This window comes from Pseudomonas sp. ES3-33, from assembly GCF_000952175.1.
Classification (GTDB): domain Bacteria; phylum Pseudomonadota; class Gammaproteobacteria; order Pseudomonadales; family Pseudomonadaceae; genus Aquipseudomonas; species Aquipseudomonas gregormendelii.
The window spans coordinates 74,000-90,740 of the sequence record NZ_JZRI01000114.1 but is presented as its reverse complement, the minus strand read 5'-3'; the positions used below and the strand labels follow the sequence as shown (position 1 = coordinate 90,740).

At 60.4% G+C, this 16,741-nt stretch carries 17 protein-coding genes; 8 read left to right on the top strand and 9 right to left on the bottom strand.

Annotated elements, in window-relative coordinates; all coding sequences use genetic code 11:
* From UB23_RS19690 to UB23_RS19680, 3 genes are all read right to left on the bottom strand, one after another.
* Positions 1 to 805: AI-2E family transporter (locus tag UB23_RS19690; RefSeq protein WP_045060972.1), on the bottom strand; the 805-nt coding region annotated here is incomplete at its 3' end.
* Between the two features lie 235 nt (positions 806 to 1,040).
* Positions 1,041 to 1,271 (bottom strand): hypothetical protein, encoded by a 231-nt coding sequence (locus UB23_RS19685; RefSeq protein WP_045060971.1) that lies wholly within the window; start codon positions 1,269 to 1,271, stop codon positions 1,041 to 1,043.
* 89 nt (positions 1,272 to 1,360) lie between these two features.
* On the bottom strand, positions 1,361 to 2,077 hold the full coding sequence (locus tag UB23_RS19680; protein ID WP_045060970.1) for a FadR/GntR family transcriptional regulator: 717 nt from the start codon (positions 2,075 to 2,077) through the stop codon (positions 1,361 to 1,363).
* A gap of 274 nt (positions 2,078 to 2,351) precedes the next feature.
* On the opposite strand from UB23_RS19680, the gene UB23_RS19675 reads away from it, so the two are divergent.
* The 3 genes from UB23_RS19675 to ampC all read left to right on the top strand — a co-directional run bounded on the left by UB23_RS19675 (position 2,352) and on the right by ampC (position 6,365).
* The gene (locus tag UB23_RS19675) at positions 2,352 to 3,695 is read left to right on the top strand and encodes an MFS transporter (protein WP_045060969.1); all 1,344 of its coding nucleotides are present in this window, start codon (positions 2,352 to 2,354) and stop codon (positions 3,693 to 3,695) included.
* A 22-nt stretch (positions 3,696 to 3,717) separates the two neighbouring features.
* Positions 3,718 to 5,061: a glucarate dehydratase gene (gudD, locus tag UB23_RS19670; protein WP_045060968.1), complete on the top strand. Its 1,344-nt coding sequence runs from the start codon at positions 3,718 to 3,720 to the stop codon at positions 5,059 to 5,061.
* Positions 5,062 to 5,198: 137 nt separating this feature from the next.
* Positions 5,199 to 6,365 carry a class C beta-lactamase gene (gene ampC, locus UB23_RS19665; protein WP_045060967.1) on the top strand — a complete coding sequence of 389 codons (1,167 nt, stop codon included), beginning with the start codon at positions 5,199 to 5,201 and terminating at the stop codon, positions 6,363 to 6,365.
* A 64-nt stretch (positions 6,366 to 6,429) separates the two neighbouring features.
* On the opposite strand, the gene UB23_RS19660 is transcribed toward ampC, so the two are convergent.
* The gene (locus UB23_RS19660) at positions 6,430 to 6,978 is read right to left on the bottom strand and encodes a DUF4174 domain-containing protein (protein WP_045060966.1); all 549 of its coding nucleotides are present in this window, start codon (positions 6,976 to 6,978) and stop codon (positions 6,430 to 6,432) included.
* A gap of 210 nt (positions 6,979 to 7,188) precedes the next feature.
* Between UB23_RS19660 and UB23_RS19655 the strand changes: the two genes are divergently transcribed.
* Positions 7,189 to 7,659 carry a GNAT family N-acetyltransferase gene (locus UB23_RS19655; RefSeq protein WP_045060965.1) on the top strand — a complete coding sequence of 157 codons (471 nt, stop codon included), beginning with the start codon at positions 7,189 to 7,191 and terminating at the stop codon, positions 7,657 to 7,659.
* Positions 7,660 to 7,669: 10 nt separating this feature from the next.
* Here the strand turns inward: UB23_RS19655 and UB23_RS19650 are convergent, their stop codons facing one another.
* From UB23_RS19650 to UB23_RS19640, 3 genes are all read right to left on the bottom strand, one after another.
* Complete coding sequence (locus UB23_RS19650) at positions 7,670 to 8,455, bottom strand: sulfite exporter TauE/SafE family protein (protein ID WP_045060964.1); 786 nt, start codon at positions 8,453 to 8,455, stop codon at positions 7,670 to 7,672.
* A 217-nt stretch (positions 8,456 to 8,672) separates the two neighbouring features.
* Complete coding sequence (locus tag UB23_RS19645) at positions 8,673 to 9,887, bottom strand: MFS transporter (protein WP_045060963.1); 1,215 nt, start codon at positions 9,885 to 9,887, stop codon at positions 8,673 to 8,675.
* A gap of 65 nt (positions 9,888 to 9,952) precedes the next feature.
* The gene (locus UB23_RS19640; RefSeq protein WP_414704645.1) at positions 9,953 to 10,639 is read right to left on the bottom strand and encodes a hypothetical protein; all 687 of its coding nucleotides are present in this window, start codon (positions 10,637 to 10,639) and stop codon (positions 9,953 to 9,955) included.
* Between the two features lie 289 nt (positions 10,640 to 10,928).
* Between UB23_RS19640 and UB23_RS19630 the strand changes: the two genes are divergently transcribed.
* Together UB23_RS19630 and UB23_RS19625 are read left to right on the top strand one after the other, a co-directional pair.
* Positions 10,929 to 11,750, top strand: coding sequence for an aldo/keto reductase (locus UB23_RS19630; RefSeq protein ID WP_045060960.1), 822 nt, complete (start codon positions 10,929 to 10,931; stop codon positions 11,748 to 11,750).
* Positions 11,751 to 11,778: 28 nt separating this feature from the next.
* The gene (locus tag UB23_RS19625; protein ID WP_045060959.1) at positions 11,779 to 12,249 is read left to right on the top strand and encodes a DUF1810 domain-containing protein; all 471 of its coding nucleotides are present in this window, start codon (positions 11,779 to 11,781) and stop codon (positions 12,247 to 12,249) included.
* Here the strand turns inward: UB23_RS19625 and UB23_RS19620 are convergent.
* Positions 12,214 to 14,574, bottom strand: coding sequence for a DNA polymerase II (locus tag UB23_RS19620; RefSeq protein WP_177328577.1), 2,361 nt, complete (start codon positions 14,572 to 14,574; stop codon positions 12,214 to 12,216). The two genes, UB23_RS19625 and UB23_RS19620, sit on opposite strands and share 36 nt — an antisense overlap.
* 212 nt (positions 14,575 to 14,786) lie before the next feature.
* Here UB23_RS19620 and UB23_RS19615 point away from each other — a divergent pair, with 212 nt between their 5' ends.
* Positions 14,787 to 15,227: a CBS domain-containing protein gene (locus UB23_RS19615; RefSeq protein WP_045060957.1), complete on the top strand. Its 441-nt coding sequence runs from the start codon at positions 14,787 to 14,789 to the stop codon at positions 15,225 to 15,227.
* A 101-nt stretch (positions 15,228 to 15,328) separates the two neighbouring features.
* On the opposite strand, the gene UB23_RS19610 is transcribed toward UB23_RS19615, so the two are convergent.
* The gene (locus UB23_RS19610) at positions 15,329 to 15,952 is read right to left on the bottom strand and encodes a glutathione S-transferase (protein WP_045060956.1); all 624 of its coding nucleotides are present in this window, start codon (positions 15,950 to 15,952) and stop codon (positions 15,329 to 15,331) included.
* 157 nt (positions 15,953 to 16,109) lie between these two features.
* Between UB23_RS19610 and UB23_RS19605 the strand changes: the two genes are divergently transcribed.
* The gene (locus UB23_RS19605) at positions 16,110 to 16,631 is read left to right on the top strand and encodes a DUF3455 domain-containing protein (protein ID WP_045060955.1); all 522 of its coding nucleotides are present in this window, start codon (positions 16,110 to 16,112) and stop codon (positions 16,629 to 16,631) included.
* Positions 16,632 to 16,741: the final 110 nt, after the last annotated feature.

The window sequence follows — 16,741 nt, the reverse complement described above, 5'->3', positions numbered from 1 at the left end:
GCAGGAAGTAAGCGGCCACCGGCCCCCAGACAATGCCCGCCCCCACCGCCGGCAACAGCGACAGAAACGCCATCAGCACCGCCCACAGCAACGCACTCGGAATATCCAGAAACCAGAAGATCAGTCCGCCCAGAGCGCCCTGCGTGACAGCCACCAACAGATTGCCTTTCACGGTCGCGCGCACCACGCGATTGAACTTGAGCTGCAGCCGGCGTTTCTGGTGTTCCTGCAGCGGCACTGCCGCGCGAACCTTGCGCGCCAGCTCGGGGCCGTCGCGCAGGAAGAAGAACAGCAGGTACAGCATGATGAAAAAACTCACGACGAACTCAAACGTGCCCTGGCCAAAACTGAAGGCCTGGGATGCCAGGACCTGGCCCCCGGTCATTGCGCTCTTCACCAGTTTTTCCCGCAAGCCGTTCAGCTCGCCCATGCCGAAGCGGTCGAGCAAGTGCTGGAAGTACGTCGGCAGGCTGTGTTTGAACTGGGCCACATAGGCCGCAATATCCAGCTCGCCGCTTTCCACACTCTTGTAGAACACCGCGCCTTCCTGCACCAGCAACGCACTGATGATGATCACCGGCAAAATCGCGATCACCAGACACACACTCAGGGTACACAGGGAGGTCACGTTGCGCTGCCAGCCAAACTTCAACTGCAGGCGGCGCTGCAAGGGTGCAAACACAATTCCCAGAATCACCGCCCAGAACACCGCACCATAAAATGGCAGCAGGATCCAGATGAAGGCGGCGGTGACCACGAACAGCAGTATCACCAACGATTTATTCTGTAGCGTCTTTTCGTTCATGTCCGATCCATGTCAGTCCACAGGCCGCAAGTTCGCGACCTGATGCTTAGTCCACCACGGTCCGCGCGAGTGCCATCCGTTTGTGGATAAAGCATAGATGGAGATCGATAGACCCCGGGGAACTGACAGCCCCGCCCGCCAAACATTTTCACCCAAAGAAAAAGCCTGACAGGCAGATGCCGTCAGGCTTGCGAATACAACGACTCATTAATGCGGCAAGGTCGCCTGGTGCCATTTAGCGACGATCATCTGACAGCGGCGAAGGTTCATCCGCTGGCGGCATGTCTTCGTCCGCAGTGGGGTCCATCCAGTCTTCAGGACGATCCGCATCCGCCTCGGACGGATTCCGCGAGGGGTCCATGCCAGGGGGCGCATCGTGATCCATCAACGGCTCATCCGTGCCGGGCATGGGTCTGGCAGGGTCGGTGTTGGGGGTTGTGCCGGGGAAGTTCGTTTCGTTAGCCATGACGCACCTCATTGATGAGGTCCAGCAAATCTGGGCCGTACTTGTTGGAAACGGGTGCGGGCGCCGCGTGCTGTCGGCGAGACGGACGGTCAGGTGTGATCGGCGAGAAAGCGGTCGCGACTGTTGGTCAGGTGCAACCACATGGCAGCGCGCGCCGCGTCAGTGTCCTGGCGTTTGATCGCATTGAGAATTGCCTCATGCTCAAGGTTGGCCAGCAGGCCCAGCTTGCTCAAGTCCGCCGCGCCGCGTTCGGCGGCGTTGACCCGGGTTCGAGGAATCATCGCGTTACCCAGGTGCTGCATGATTTCACTGAAGCAGGCATTGCCGGTGGCTTCGGCGATCAGCAGGTGAAAACGCCTGTCGGCTTCAACGCAACTGTCGTTATTCGCCAGCAAGCGCTGGTAGTCGTCCAGCGCTTGGCGCATTTGCACCAGGTGCTGATCCGAACGGCGCATAGCTGCCAACGCGGCGGCCTGGGTTTCCAGCCCCATGCGCAGCTCCAGGATGCTGCGCACCCCCAGCGCGGTATCGACGTTCAATCGCAGGCCCTGCTGCGTCTCGCGCTCCAGCACAAAGGTACCGATGCCGTGACGTGTCTCGACATAACCCGACGCCTGCAGCTTGGAGATTGCCTCGCGCACCACGGTGCGACTGACCCCGTGTTCCTGCACGATCGAGTTCTCGGACGGCAGCTTGTCCCCTGGCTGCATCTGCCCCAGCAGGATGCTCTGGGTCAGCTTGGCGACCAGGTCATGGGCCAGGTTATGGGTGCGCTTGCGAGCGGGTGCTTCGAGGTCTTCTTGCATGGCGTCATCCGAAAGCGGAACTGCTGCAATCGTAGCACTGCGCTGCTCGGGAATCTCTGGCAAAGACGGTCAGCTTGTATGACAACACTCAACAAAACCCTGGAAAATAGCTAATTACAGCGCCAGCACCTCCGCTAAAGATTAAAAATACCACCTATTTCTGCCATTTTACTGAGCAGAACACCTTGCAGGCGTAAAAATAGCAGTTGTATGATGTCTATCAACGCAACAGAAAGCTCCACCCCGCATAAAAATAATCAGTGGGAGAAAATCTGTGAAATCATCCATAAACGGGATGAACCAGGCCGCCGATCCGGTCCTGAGTTCCGCCATCTCGAAAGTCAAACGCCACGTCTTGCCGCTGTTCGTCATCATGTTCATCGTCAACTACATTGACCGGGTAAACATCGGCTTCGTCCGCGCCCACATGGAACACGACCTGGGCATCGGCGCTGCTGCCTACGGCCTTGGTGCCGGCCTGTTCTTCATCGGTTACGCGCTGTTCGAAGTCCCCTCCAACATCCTCCTGCAGAAAGTCGGTGCACGTATCTGGCTGACCCGCATCATGCTGACCTGGGGCCTTGTAGCCGCATGCATGGCATTCATCCAGAACGAAACCCACTTCTACATCCTGCGATTCCTGCTGGGCGTAGCCGAAGCCGGATTTTTCCCCGGGGTGATTTACTACTTCACCCGCTGGCTGCCAGGCGTGGAGCGCGGCAAAGCAATCGCGATCTTCCTCAGCGGCTCAGCCATTGCTTCGCTGATTTCCGGCCCGCTGTCGGGGCTCCTCCTGCAAATCAACGGATTGGGGATGCACGGCTGGCAATGGATGTACTTCATCGAGGGCATGTTCTCCGTCTGCCTGTGCGTGTTCGTCTGGTTCTGGCTGGACTCCAAACCGCACGACGCCAAGTGGCTGAGCCGCGACGAACAGGATGCACTGGTCAAGGCCATCGACGATGAACAACTGGCTCGCGAAGCAGCAACGCCGATCAAGCCGTCACTGGGCAAGCTACTCAAGGACCGCCAGATCATCCTGTTCTGCGTGATTTACTTCTTCATCCAGCTGACCATCTACGCCGCGACCTTCTGGCTGCCGAGCATCATCAAAAAGATGGGCGACCTCAGCGACATCCAGGTCGGCTTGTTCAACTCGATCCCCTGGTTACTGTCGATCATCGGCATGTATGCCTTCGCGTCCCTCTCAGCCAAATGGAAACACCAGCAAGCCTGGGTGGCCGCCGCGTTGCTGATTGCCGCCGCAGGGATGTTCATGTCCACCACAGGCGGGCCGGTCTTCGCCTTCGTCGCGATCTGTTTCGCGGCACTGGGTTTCAAATCGGCTTCTTCGCTGTTCTGGCCGATCCCCCAGGCCTATCTGGATGCACGGATCGCTGCCGGGGTGATTGCCCTGATCAACTCGGTGGGCAACCTCGGCGGCTTCGTCGCGCCCACCACCTTCGGCCTGCTGGAAGAGCACACCGGTTCGATCCAGGGCGGTCTGTACGGCCTGGCCGCCACCTCGATCATTGCCGCGATCATCGTCTTCGCCGCACGCAACACACCCAAGCCCGCTCCCGACGTTGTACTGGACCCTGCGCCAAACCACGCCTGAACCCGGTCATAAGGACAAGAAAATGCACACACAAGACACCGCAAAAGCCCCGATCATCACCAGTATGCAAGTGGTGCCGGTGGCAGGCCACGATAGCATGCTGCTCAATCTGAGCGGCGCCCATGGCCCGTTTTTCACGCGCAATATCGTGATCCTCAAGGACAATGCCGGGCACACCGGCGTCGGTGAGGTACCCGGTGGCGAGCGTATTCGCCAGACGCTGGAAGACGCTCGATCGCTGGTGGTGGGGAGCCCGATCGGCACCTATCAGAAGATCCTCAATCAGGTGCGACAGACGTTCGCCGACCGCGATGCCGGTGGTCGCGGTCTGCAGACTTTCGACCTGCGCATCACGATCCACGCGGTGACCGGCCTGGAAGCCGCGCTGCTGGACCTGCTTGGTCAGCATCTGGAAGTGCCGGTCGCCGCCCTGCTCGGCGAAGGTCAGCAGCGCGATGAAGTGAAGATGCTCGGGTATCTGTTTTACCTGGGTGATCGCACCGAAACAGACCTGGCCTACCGCAGCGAACCGGACGCGGATAACGACTGGTTCCAGGTGCGTCACGAAAAGGCCATGAGCACCGACGCCGTGGTCCGCCTGGCAGAGGCCGCCCATGCGCGGTACGGGTTCAAGGACTTCAAGCTTAAAGGCGGCGTGTTGTCAGGGGATGAGGAAATCGAAGCCGTGACGGCCCTGGCCGAACGCTTCCCTGACGCACGCATCACCCTGGACCCCAACGGAGCATGGTCGTTGAAAGAAGCGATTCGCCTGTGCAGGGATCAGCATCATGTGCTCGCTTACGCCGAGGACCCTTGCGGAGCGGAAAACGGGTATTCGGGCCGTGAAGTGATGGCCGAATTCCGCCGTGCCACGGGCTTGAAAACCGCCACTAACATGATCGCTACCGACTGGCGGGAAATGGGCCATGCGATCCAGCTGCAATCGGTGGACATCCCCCTCGCCGACCCGCACTTCTGGACGATGCAGGGCTCGGTCCGGGTGGCGCAGATGTGCCATGAGTGGGGCCTGACCTGGGGCTCGCACTCCAACAATCACTTCGATATTTCTCTGGCGATGTTCACCCACGTCGCGGCCGCCGCGCCGGGCGACATCACCGCCATCGACACGCACTGGATCTGGCAGGACGGCCAGCGCTTGACCAAAGCACCTCTGCAAATCGTCGACGGCTGCGTGCAGGTGCCGAAGAAGCCAGGGTTGGGGGTTGAGCTGGATGAGGATCAATTGGCCAAGGCTCATGAGCTTTATAAAGGCATGGGCCTGGGTGCGAGGGACGACAGCGTGGCGATGCAGTTTCTGATTCCGGGTTGGAAGTTCGATAACAAGCGGCCGTGTCTGATGCGCTAGGGCTTTTTGGCGGTGTACAGATCCGTTTCCTGGGCTTGCGGGAAGTGACACCTGTGAGAGCAAAGCGTTGCTTGCTCAGGATTCACTCCCCACCCAGCCTGTACACTGTGCAAAAACACCAAGGACAACCACACCTCATGCACACCTCCAGCCTCAGCAAAACCCTGGCCTGCAGCGCATTCGGACTCCTCCTCGCCACGACCCACTGCATCGCCGCCGCCCCCTCCGATCAACAAATCGAAGCGACCGTGAAGGCCGCCGTGACCCCCGTCATGCAGCAACAAAACATCGCGGGCATGGCGGTAGCCGTCACCTACAAGGGCCAGGCGCATTATTTCAACTTCGGCGCAGCCTCCAGGGAAACCGGCAAGGCGGTCACTGAAAACACCTTGTTCGAAATAGGCTCAATCAGCAAAACCTTCACCGCGACCCTGGCCGCCTACGCCCAGGCCAGCGGCAAATTGTCCCTGTCCACAAAGGCCAGTCAGATTCTCCCGGCATTGCAAGGTAGCGCCTTCGACAACATCAGCGTGCTGCAACTGGGCACGTATACCGCCGGTGGCCTGCCGTTGCAGTTCCCCGAAAATGCCGACTCGCCAGACAAGATGATCGGCTATTTCCAGCAGTGGAAGCCGACCTATGACGCTGGCAGCCATCGACTATATTCCAACCCCAGCCTCGGGCTCTTTGGCTACCTGGCCGCGCAAAGCATGGGGGCGCCATTTGACCAGTTGATGGAACAGACCTTGCTGCCAAAACTGGGCCTTTCCCACACCTGGCTCAAGGTTCCCCAGGCCGAAATGGCACTGTATGCCCAGGGCTACAACAAGGAGGATAAACCGGTCAGAGTCGGCCCGGGAGCGCTCGATTCCGAGGCGTACGGGGTCAAAACCAGCGCCGTCGACATGCTGCGCTATGTCGAGGCAAACATGCGGCCGACGAAGCTGGAAGCGCCGATGCAACAGGCTATCGCTACCACCCACACCGGCTACTACACCGTCGCAAACATGACTCAGGGGCTGGGTTGGGAGCTGTACAGCTACCCCATCACACTCGACCAGCTACTGGCCGGGAATTCAACGGAAATGGCGATGCAGGCGCATGAAGTCAAGTGGCTTAACCCCCCGCAACCACAGCCGCAGAATGTACTGATCAACAAGACCGGCTCGACTGGCGGCTTTGGCGCCTATGCGGCGTTCGTGCCCTCCAAGGAGATAGGCATCGTGATTCTGGCGAACAAGAACTTTCCAATCCCGGACAGGGTCAAGATCGCTCACTCGGTTCTGAGCGTGCTGGCACACTGATCGAATCCACCTTTCGTGTGAACACTAAAAAATGGGCGACCTGTGCAGGTCGCCCATTTTTGTGTCAGTCGTCGGGCATTTCAGGTGGCTTGGCGGGTTTAGCCGGTTTGGCAGGTTTCGCGCCCTTGGCGCCTTTGGCCGGCTCGGCTTCGGCCGGTGCCGCCACCGCCGCTGCCGCCGCTTCTTTTTCAGCCATCGGCATGGCATCGATGGTGCTGAAAATCTCCTTCAGGTTTACCGTCCCCAATTGCTCAAGCTTCTTCTCACCGTCCTTGCCCACAAGAATGACCTTGGTCTGCGCCCCTGCCCCCATCTTCAGTGCACGAATCAGCGCCATCGTACTTTGCGGGTCGAGGTCTTTACCCTCTCGCTGGCCCATGGTGTTGATCACCGAATAAAGCACCATGTTGCGGTCGGTGAAGCCTTTTTTGTTGTCGGGCTCTTCCAGGGATTTTTTCAGGCTGACCCACGTCGGGTCCACCGTGCTGGGCGCGATCACGATCAGCGGACGCGAGCGGCCCTTGTCCATGTCCAGCGGTGAATCGCCGTCAGCGGCGAGCAAGGGGCCGGCGAGTACCAGCAAGGTAGTCAGGGTCAAAGACCTGATGAGCATGCGCATCTCCTTTTGTAATCCACGCTCTAATGATTGCGCATCGCGGTGATTGTTCCGGGTGACGCACCGCAATAATGTTTCGCTTTGTTCAAAGCTTAGGTCAGGGCGATTATTGCGCAACCGCGATCCTGTGCGCAGTTGATTACCTGAAACGAACATTCTATGGTCGGCGCACGACAAGCAGCGTCATGAAAAGGAGCTTCAACCGCCATGCAGATCGACTACCTGTGCGACCACCCCGCACTCATCCCCGAGTTGGCCGAACTCAATTTCAACGAGTGGGGTCAATACCGTCCCGGCGACAACCTGCAAGCCAGAACCGCGCGCATGCGGGCGGCCTGTGGCAAAGGTGCAGTGCCCACGGTTGTGGTCGCCATCGAAGATGCACAAATGCTCGGCGGCGCCCTGTTGGTCGACAGCGACCTGGCGTCACGCCCGGAACTGACACCGTGGCTAGCGGGCGTGTATGTGAAGGTCGAGCACCGCGGCCGCGGTATTGCCTCGCAACTGGTGACCCGCATCGTCGACGAGGCTGCGGCACTGGGCATCGCCGAGCTCTTTCTCTACACCGACAACGCCCAATCGCTGTATGCGAGCCTGGGTTGGCAAGTCGTCGAGGACATGGTGGACGACCGTGGTCTTGAAATCACCGTCATGAAGCGTCTGATCCCAACGGCCTGACGCCACTTACTCAGAACGCCAGTTTGTAACCGATCAATACCAACATGGTCGCCAGGCAAGGTCGCAGCACTTCATCGGAGATCCGTCCGGTGAGGTGACTGCCCAGCCAGATACCCGGCAGCGAGCCGATCAACAAATAGCCCAGCACGTGCCAGTCCATGTTGCCCATGCTCGCGTGGCCAAGGCCGGCGACGAGGGTCAGCGGTACGGCGTGGGCGATTTCGGTGCCCACCAGGCGCCGGGTTGGCAGCAGCGGATAGAGGATGAACAAGGCCACGGTGCCCAGCGCGCCAGCGCCGATGGACGTCAGTGCGACCATGGTGCCGAGGACCAGACCGGTGATGACGGTCATCACATTGAGGCGCGGACCGCTCGGGTTGTAGTTGCCGCCAGCCCGTTTGTGGGCGAAATCGAGCAGGCGTTTCTTGAAGAAAATTGCCAGTGCCGTCGCGAACAGTACGAAACCCAGGGCCTGTTTGATAACGGCATTCATGGCATCCGGAGAGCTGTGCAGCGTGCTCAGGAACCACAATGTCATGACCACTGCCGGGACACTGCCGAGGGTCAGCCAGCCGGTGATCGCCCAGTCGATATTCTTGTTTTTGCGGTGAACCAGAACACCACTGGATTTGGTGATGGCCGCGTACAGCAGGTCAGTGCCGACCGCTGTGGCGGGATTGACGCCGAACCACAGCAGGATAGGAGTCATCAACGACCCGCCACCGACGCCGGTCATGCCGACAATAAAACCGACTACCAAGCCTGCAACGACTAACCCGAGGTTTCCAAAGTCCATAAATCGCCCAAACAAACCGCAGGAAAAAACTGGTCCGCAGCATAGCGATTTTTCTTATAACTACTTATATCAATGCGGACTATGGTTATATCGATTCGGCAATGATGTTGAATGGCGGACCGCTATCGCGAGCAAGCTTTGCTCCCACAGGGGTGCGACGCAGGCAGCCGCGGCAGGCAAGCGTTGCGCCCACAGAATGAGTTCGGATCATTGCAGGTCAGTGCGACCGCCGCCCCGGCTTGAAGCTGTATTGGCTATTAACAAAAACCGTAGCAAACGCCACCAGCGACAAAATCAGCAACGCCCAGGGAAACGCCATCGCGCCCACCCGGTCCAGCAGCAGACCACCGAACAGTCCGCCCCCGGCAATGGCCACGTTCCAGGAAGTCGTCAGCATCGCCTGCACCACATCAACGTTCTCGCCCGCAGAATCTGCAGTCGCCGTCAGCAGCAACGTTGCCGACCCGCCAAATGACAGCCCCCACACCGCCATGCAGCCATACACCACCCAGGGCGACGACGCAGCCATGGCCAGCACCAGCGCGGTAAGCGAAAAAACCGCGAGGCTGATCAGTGCCAACCGGCGCAACCAACGGTCCACCAGCAGGCCAATCACCCAGATACCCACCAGCGAACTGACACCGAACACCAGCAGCACCAGGTCCACCCGTTCACCCAGGCCCGCCTGGGTCAGGAACGGATCGATATAGGTGTACAGAATGTTATGCCCCAGCATCCACGTCAGCACCACAAACAACACAGGACGCACGCCCTTCATGCTGAACACCTTGGCCAGGGGCAGGCGCTCGGTGTCGGGCTGGCCGGGACGGTCAGGCACGGCGACCATGATCCAGGCCGCCAGCAGCAACGCCAGGGCCGACATGATGCCGAACGAGGCGCGCCAGCCGATCAGGTTACCCAGCCAGGTCCCGGCAGGTGTGCCGAGCGACAACGCGACCGGGGTGCCAAGCATCGCGATCGCCAGCGCCCGACCTTGCAGGCGCGGGGTGACCAGCCCCCGGGCGTAACCGGCCATGATGCCCCACGCCAGGCCCGCCGCCATGCCCGCCAGGAAGCGCGACACCAGGGTCAGCCCGTAGTGACTGGAGAACGTCGTGACTGTGTTGAACAACAGAAATCCGCACACCGTCATCATCAGCACTCGCCGACGCCGCCAGCCGCGAGTCGCCACAGTCAGCGGAATGGCCGCCACGATCGAGCCCAGGGCATAGAGCGTAACCAGCTGGCCGGCCCACACTTCACTGACCTGCAACCCAGCGCCGATCTGCGTCAGCAACCCGGCCGGCAGGGTTTCGGTGAGCACGGCGATAAAACCGGTCATGGCGAACGCCAGCAGCGCAGCGTAAGGCAGCTTCTCGCTCTGGGCAGAGTGTTCGGTGCGCGCACGCTCGACGGCGGCCTGGTCTGTCATGACGGTTGCAGCTCCCTTTCAAGCGACATCGATTGTATACAACTTAACACTGTAACTGACTCGGATCACTGCACCGGTAAAAAATTCAGAAACAGCAGGCTCTGCGCGTAGTTCAGGCCGATCCGTCGATATCGCTCGTCGAGCATCTGGGTCAACAGGTCCAGGCGCGCAACGATCTTGCCGAATTCCACGGCGAAACTCAGGTTGCTGCCTTCCTCCGAGATCTCGTTGGAAAACAGCAAGGGTCCGCCCTGGGGGTTCTGCCGCTGACTGAGGATCCAGGTGGCTTTCTCGATGTTGCGCGCGGCGTTGTTGACGAAGGTCGGATTGATCGCATCCGTCATGTAGAACTCCAGCCGGTCGCCGTGGGCAGTCACCAGCATGCTGCCGATGGCATAGATGAACGCACCGACCCGGTCGCCGAGGAACTCCGGACTCATGGCATAGCTCAGCGCCGCCAGGTCCTTTCTGCCCCCCAGGGTGGGCAGCGGTTGCTGTTGCTCGATCGCCATGCGCACCTGTTTTTCGGCGATTCGAGCGTCGAGAAAGCCGGACTTTTTCAGCTCGTCGGGGTTGCGCAGGTACAGCTTGTTCATCAGCAGGTAGAGGCTGTCGAGGTTGTCGCGCATGGTCAGGGTGGCCATGCGGTCGACGCTGGTCTGGAGAAATTCCTGGGGTTTGCCTTCGCGAAACTGGCTGATGACGTCCCGTCCCTGCTGCTGGCTGCAACCGGTGACGAACAGCAGCGCCATGCAGGCGAGTAGCCGGCGTTGGCCGCGGATGTGCGCGGTGATGAGGGACAACAATTGGGCCATGAATTTTGCGACTTGGGCATTGGCCGGCGGTGGGGATCGCCGCGGGCAGGCCATGGATAGAGCCGCGAATGCTGAAAAAGTGCAGTGCCGACGGTCCGTAAACCTGCACGAAGGATGCGCCACTCAACAACGTCCACTGGCTGCGGTAGCCTGGAGCCTTGCAGCAATGAACCTCATGCCGTTCATGCTGCCGAACGTACACCAGCGGATTTTTCAGGAGGTTTGAATGCGCACTTTGCAATTGGCCGGCGTCGAGGTACCGGTCATCGGCCAGGGCACCTGGCGCATGGGCGAGGATTCGTCGCAATACGCCAGCGAAGTCGCGGCCTTGCGCCAAGGCATCGAGCTGGGCATGACCCTGATCGACAGCGCCGAAATGTACGCCGAAGGCGCAGCAGAGGAAGTGGTGGGCGAGGCGATCGCGGGTCAGCGTGACAAGGTCTTCCTGGTCAGCAAAGTGTACCCGCACAATGCCAGTCGCCAGGGCGTTCCCTTGGCGTGCGAGCGCAGCCTGAAGCGCCTGCGCACCGATTACATCGATCTGTATCTGCTGCATTGGCGCGGTCAGTATCCGCTGGAGGAAACTGTCGAAGCCTTCGAGCGCTTGCGCGAGGCCGGCAAGATCGGCCGCTGGGGGGTGTCCAATTTTGATCTGGATGACCTGCACGAACTGGCTGCACCGGCCTGCGCCACCAATCAGGTGCTGTACAACCTGGAAGCGCGCGGCATCGAATTCGACCTGCTACCGTGGTGCCCGCAACAGAGGCTGCCCGTCATGGCCTACTGTCCCATTGGCCAAGGTGGGCATATGCTGGCCCACGCCACCCTCGGACAAGTGGCAGCCCGTCACGCCGCGACACCGGCGCAGGTGGCACTGGCATGGATTCTGCGGCAGGACGGGGTAATCGCCATCCCCAAGGCGGTCCGGCCCGAGCACGTCAAACTCAATGCCCAAGCACACGACATACGGCTTGAACCCGGGGATCTGGAGGCGCTGGACCAAGTGTTTCGTGCGCCACAACGCAAACAGCGACTGGCCATGGTCTAGGCCATCGGTTTCATCAGAGGGCTTCTACATGAGAAGCACCGACCCGCTGGACTCCTTTAACCTGGACCGCTTCCTCCAGGCGCAGGACCCGGTGTTCGACTACGTCCTCGAGGAACTGGCTGCCGGCTGCAAGCGCCGGCACTGGATGTGGTTCATCTTCCCGCAGATCGCCGGACTGGGTGGCAGCGAAATGTCGCGGCGCTTCGCTATCCAGTCGGCCGCAGAAGCGATGGCCTATCTGGATCATGCAGTGCTGGGTGCACGGCTGCGGACCTGTACTCAATTGGTGCTCAACATCAAGCATCGGTCCATCGGTGACATTTTCGGTCACCCCGACAACCTGAAGTTTCACTCCTCCATGACCCTGTTTACGCAGTTCAGCCCCGGGGACAGTCTGTTCCATCAGGCCATGGACCGTTACTACCACGGCATTCCGGACGAGTGGACCCTGTCGCTACTGGACTCAAAAGAGCCCCAGTTGCCCTCCAATCAGGGTTGAAAAGTCGTCATCTACAAACGGCAGGATGGCGTCCGCGATCGGTTGCAGTTGCCGCGTGACGTAATGGTCATAGTCGACGGGCGCGCTGCGCACCTCCAGCGGCTCAGGCCCGGCTACGGTGATCAGGTAACTGATCCAGCCGCCGTTCTGGTACTGCCGAGGCCGGCCCTGCTGGTCGTTGTAGGCATCGGCGATGCGCGCCGCCCGCACATGTGGAGGCACGTTGCGCTCATAGTCGTCGAGGGTGCGGCGCAGGCGTTTGCGATAGACGAGGCGCTCGTCGAACTCGCCGGCCAGGGTCTTGCGCACGTAGTCGCGCACATAATCCTGATAGGGCTTGCGGTGGAATATCAGCGAATAGAGTTCCTGCTGGAATTGGCGGGCCAGCAGTGACCAGTCGGTACGCACCGCTTCAAGGCCCTTGTAGACCATCTCGTCGGTACCATCGGCACGGCGGACCAATCCTGCATAACGCTTTTTACTGCCCTCCTCCGCACCGCGAATGGTCGGCATCAGGAACCGCGTGTAGTGGGTTTCATATTGCAGTTCAAGCACGCTTTGCAGCCCATACTGCTGCTGCACGTGCCCACGCCACCACTGGTTCACGTGATCGACCAGGGCCCTGCCGATCTGCGCGGCTTCTTCCTGGCCATGGGCCCGACGCAGCCAGACGAAGGTCGAGTCGGTATCGCCGTAAATCACCGTGTGCCCCTGCGCCTCGATCAGCTGACGAGTGCGCAGCATGATCTCGTGCCCGCGCAAGGTGATCGATGAGGCCAGGCGCGTGTCGAAGAACCGGCAGCCGCTGGACCCGAGCACGCCGTAGAACGCGTTCATGATGATCTTCAGGGCCTGGGACAGCGGCGCGTTGTGCTCACGCTTGGCGGTTTCCCGGCCCTCGGCCACCCGCGAGACAATCGCTGGCAGGCAATGCCGGGTCCTGGAAAACCGCGCGCCGCGGAAACCGGGGACCGAGTCGTGGTCGTCCGGGTGCTTGAGGCCTTCGATCAGGCCGACCGGGTCGATCAGGAACGTGCGGATGATCGAGGGGTAGAGGCTCTTGTAGTCGAGCACCAGCACCGATTCGTAGAGCCCCGGCTGTGAGTCCATGACAAAACCGCCAGGACTGGCTTGCGGTGGCCGCCCGCCGAGGTTCGGCGCAACAAAGCCCTGGCGGTGCATCAGCGGCATGTAAAGGTGGGTGAAGGCCGCTACCGAGCCGCCGCTGCGGTCCGCCGGCAAACCTGTAACGCTGGCGCGCTCGAGCAGGAAGGTCAACAGCTCGGTTTTGGCGAAAATCCGCGTGACCAATTCGCAGTCCTTGAGGTTGTATTTGGCCAGGGCCGGCTTGTCCTCGGCGAACATGCGGTTGATTTCGTCCATGCGCTGGTAAGGCGTGCTGATCGCCTTGCCCTCCCCCAACAGGGTCTGGGCGACGTTCTCCAGGCTGAACGAGGGGAAACTCCAGGTCGCTGAGCGCAGGGACTCGATGCCGTCGATGATCAAGCGGCCCGCCGCTGCCGCAAAAAAGTGATTGCGGCTGCCATGTTCACGCCACTGCATCTCTTCGCCACCACGCCCCAGCTTGAGCGGCACCGCCAGGCGCCGGGCATGCTCGTGGAGCACCCGCAGGTCGAACTGCACGACGTTCCAGCCGATGATCGCGTCCGGGTCGAAACGGGCAAACCATTCGTTGAGTTTCTTCAGCAACAGGGTGCGTGACTCGCAGTATTCAAGTTGGAAGTCCACCTCGCTGTCGTCACCGTTGGGCGGACCAAGCATGTACACCTGACGCTCGCCACACCCTTGCAGCGCAATCGAGTAAAGCTCGCCCCGGGCGGTGGTTTCGATATCCAGGGACACCAGCCTGAGCGTGGGCCGGTAAGCCGGATCAGCTTTCATCTGCGCGTCGAGCACCAGTCCTTCGGCATTCGGCGTGCCACCGAAGACCACCGGTGCGGTGATGAAGCGCTCCATCATGTAGCGTTCGGGCGGTCGCACATCGGCTTCGAACATCTCGACGCCGACCTTGCGCAGGGCGGTTTCCAGGCGCATCAACTGGCCGTGCAGCTGACAGTACAGGCCGAGCACCGGGCGATGCTCGAAGTCCAGCAGCGCCAGGGGCCGTAGCTCGACGTTTTTTTCACCCTGTAGCACCTGCTCTGCCTGTTCCCGCTGTTCGGCGGGAATGAACGCCACCGACGGTTGATGGGGCAGGCGAATGCGCCGGGGACCGTTGTCGGTCGCCAGCCAGAACTCGACTTCCGTACCGGCCGGGGTGTCACGCCAATGCCGGGTCAGGACAAAACCCTGCTGTAGATCCACCAGTGCAGCCTCGATAACGATTCAGGTGGGGATTCTACGCGTATCCTCGTCACAGCTGCCGAGCCAGCGAGGTTATGTGGAGTTGGAATGGGAAAATGTATAAAAAAACAGCCAAATGACGTTTTTTGCATGATATCCGCCGCTTTGCGTCTTGCCCTCAACGCCCGGGTCTATGATTCTTCTAGAACAACGACAACACCAGAGTACCCACCATGAAAACCGTCGCCCAACTGCTCAAGTTGAAAGATCAGAAGAACCAGGAAGTGCACCAGATCAAGCCCGACCACATGGTGCTAGAAGCGTTGATGAAGATGGCCGAGAAGAACGTCGGCGCCCTGCTCGTGGTGGAAAATGACCAGGTGCTGGGGATCATCAGCGAACGGGATTACGCGCGCAAACTGGTGTTGCATGGTCGTTCCTCGGTGGGTACGCCGGTGCGCGACATCATGGTCTCGCAAGTGATCACCGTGGACACCCACCAGACCGTGGACACCTGCCTGGGCATCATGTCCGATAAACGGCTGCGTCACTTGCCTGTGGTCGAGAACGGCAAGCTGATCGGCCTGCTGTCGATCGGCGACCTGGTCAAGGAAGCCATTGCCGAACAGGCCGAGCTCATTCGGCAGCTGGAGCAGTACATTCGCGGCGAATAGTTTGGGTTCCCACCGTGGGTGATCCCGCTCGCGATGGAGTGTCAGTCGACCTCATTGGATCTGACATTCCATCGCAAGCAGGCGCGCTCCCACAGTATTGTTCACGTTGGCCAATGCCGGGCAAACACCGGTGCCAATGTCGGATGCCGATCGATTCGCTCCAGCCACGCATAAAATCCTGGCCGGGTGATGCGCAGATGTTCGCGGCTACCCGCCCAGCGACTGACCACGGCGGCCAGAACGTCCAGAGCGCCTGGCGCCTCGTCGCCCAGGTACAACTCGCCGGAAAACTGGTCGGCGAACACCTCCCAACTCCAGTGCAGGCGCTGGCGCGCGCCGGCCATGAGGTTCTGTCGGGACTTCTCATCCGACTCGTCCAGCCAGCGCTCGGGGTAGTCGATGATGCCGATCGCCGCATAACAATTGCTGACAATGAACGCCAGGCCGCGAATGGCCTGATCGCGTTCGGCGACGTCATCCGGCAGCAGGTTCGACTGGGGAAAGGTCAGCCCCAGGTGGATGAGGATCGCGGCGCTCTCGGTCAGGACGCTGCCGTCGGGCAATTGCAGGGTTGGTATCTGCTTCAGCGGATTGAGTTTCTCCAGGGCCTGCGCCGACTCTGGTGAGGCCTCGACATCGATAAAACGATAGGGAATCTCGCAGAGTTCCAACGCCGCCTCAATCGCCGCAGCGCCGGAGTTCCTGTGTCCGTAGAGCTGGTACATACACACCTCCTTTGCAGTTCTCTCTTTGTAGCAGCTGACTCGGCTCCTGCGGAAAAATTTCTTTTTTCGCCTCTGCATCCAAATCGCCCGGTGGCGGGTAGTACCTGTAGCAGCGCTGATGCTGCACAGCGGATTACCCACTTTCGGAGTGCTATCAATGAACGCCAAACAGCTGATGTGCCTTGCCGGTTTGCTTGCCACCACTACCGCCGCCTTCGCCCAGACCGGGTTGCCCGACAGCATCAAGGTGCCGGACGGGCACAAGGTAGCGATGGAGACCACCGGGGTCGGCGAGATCACCTATGAGTGCCGCGACAAGGCCAACGCCGCCGGCATGACCGAGTGGGTTTTCGTGGGGCCCAAAGCGGTGCTTAACGATCGCAGCGGCAAACAGGTCGGCACCTATTTCGGCCCGCCGGCCACCTGGCAGGCGAAGGACGGCTCGAAGGTCACCGGTACCCAACTGGCCGTCGCACCATCGACACCGGGTAACCTGCCGTACCAGTTGGTCAAGGCCAATCCGGCCGAAGGCAAAGGCGCGATGAGCGGCGTGAGCTACATCCAGCGCGTGGCCCTTAAGGGCGGCGTGGCACCGGGTACCGAATGCACCTCCGCCAACAAGGGCAAGCAGGAAGTGGTGAAGTACCAGGCGGATTACATTTTCTGGGCCGCCAGCTGATTCCGGCCCCCATCTCTAATCTCTAATAGACGCCTGGAATACTGCAATATTCTGGAACACATGCATGACCTGTGATCTGGGACACCTGCAATTTCTGTTACCTGGAACAG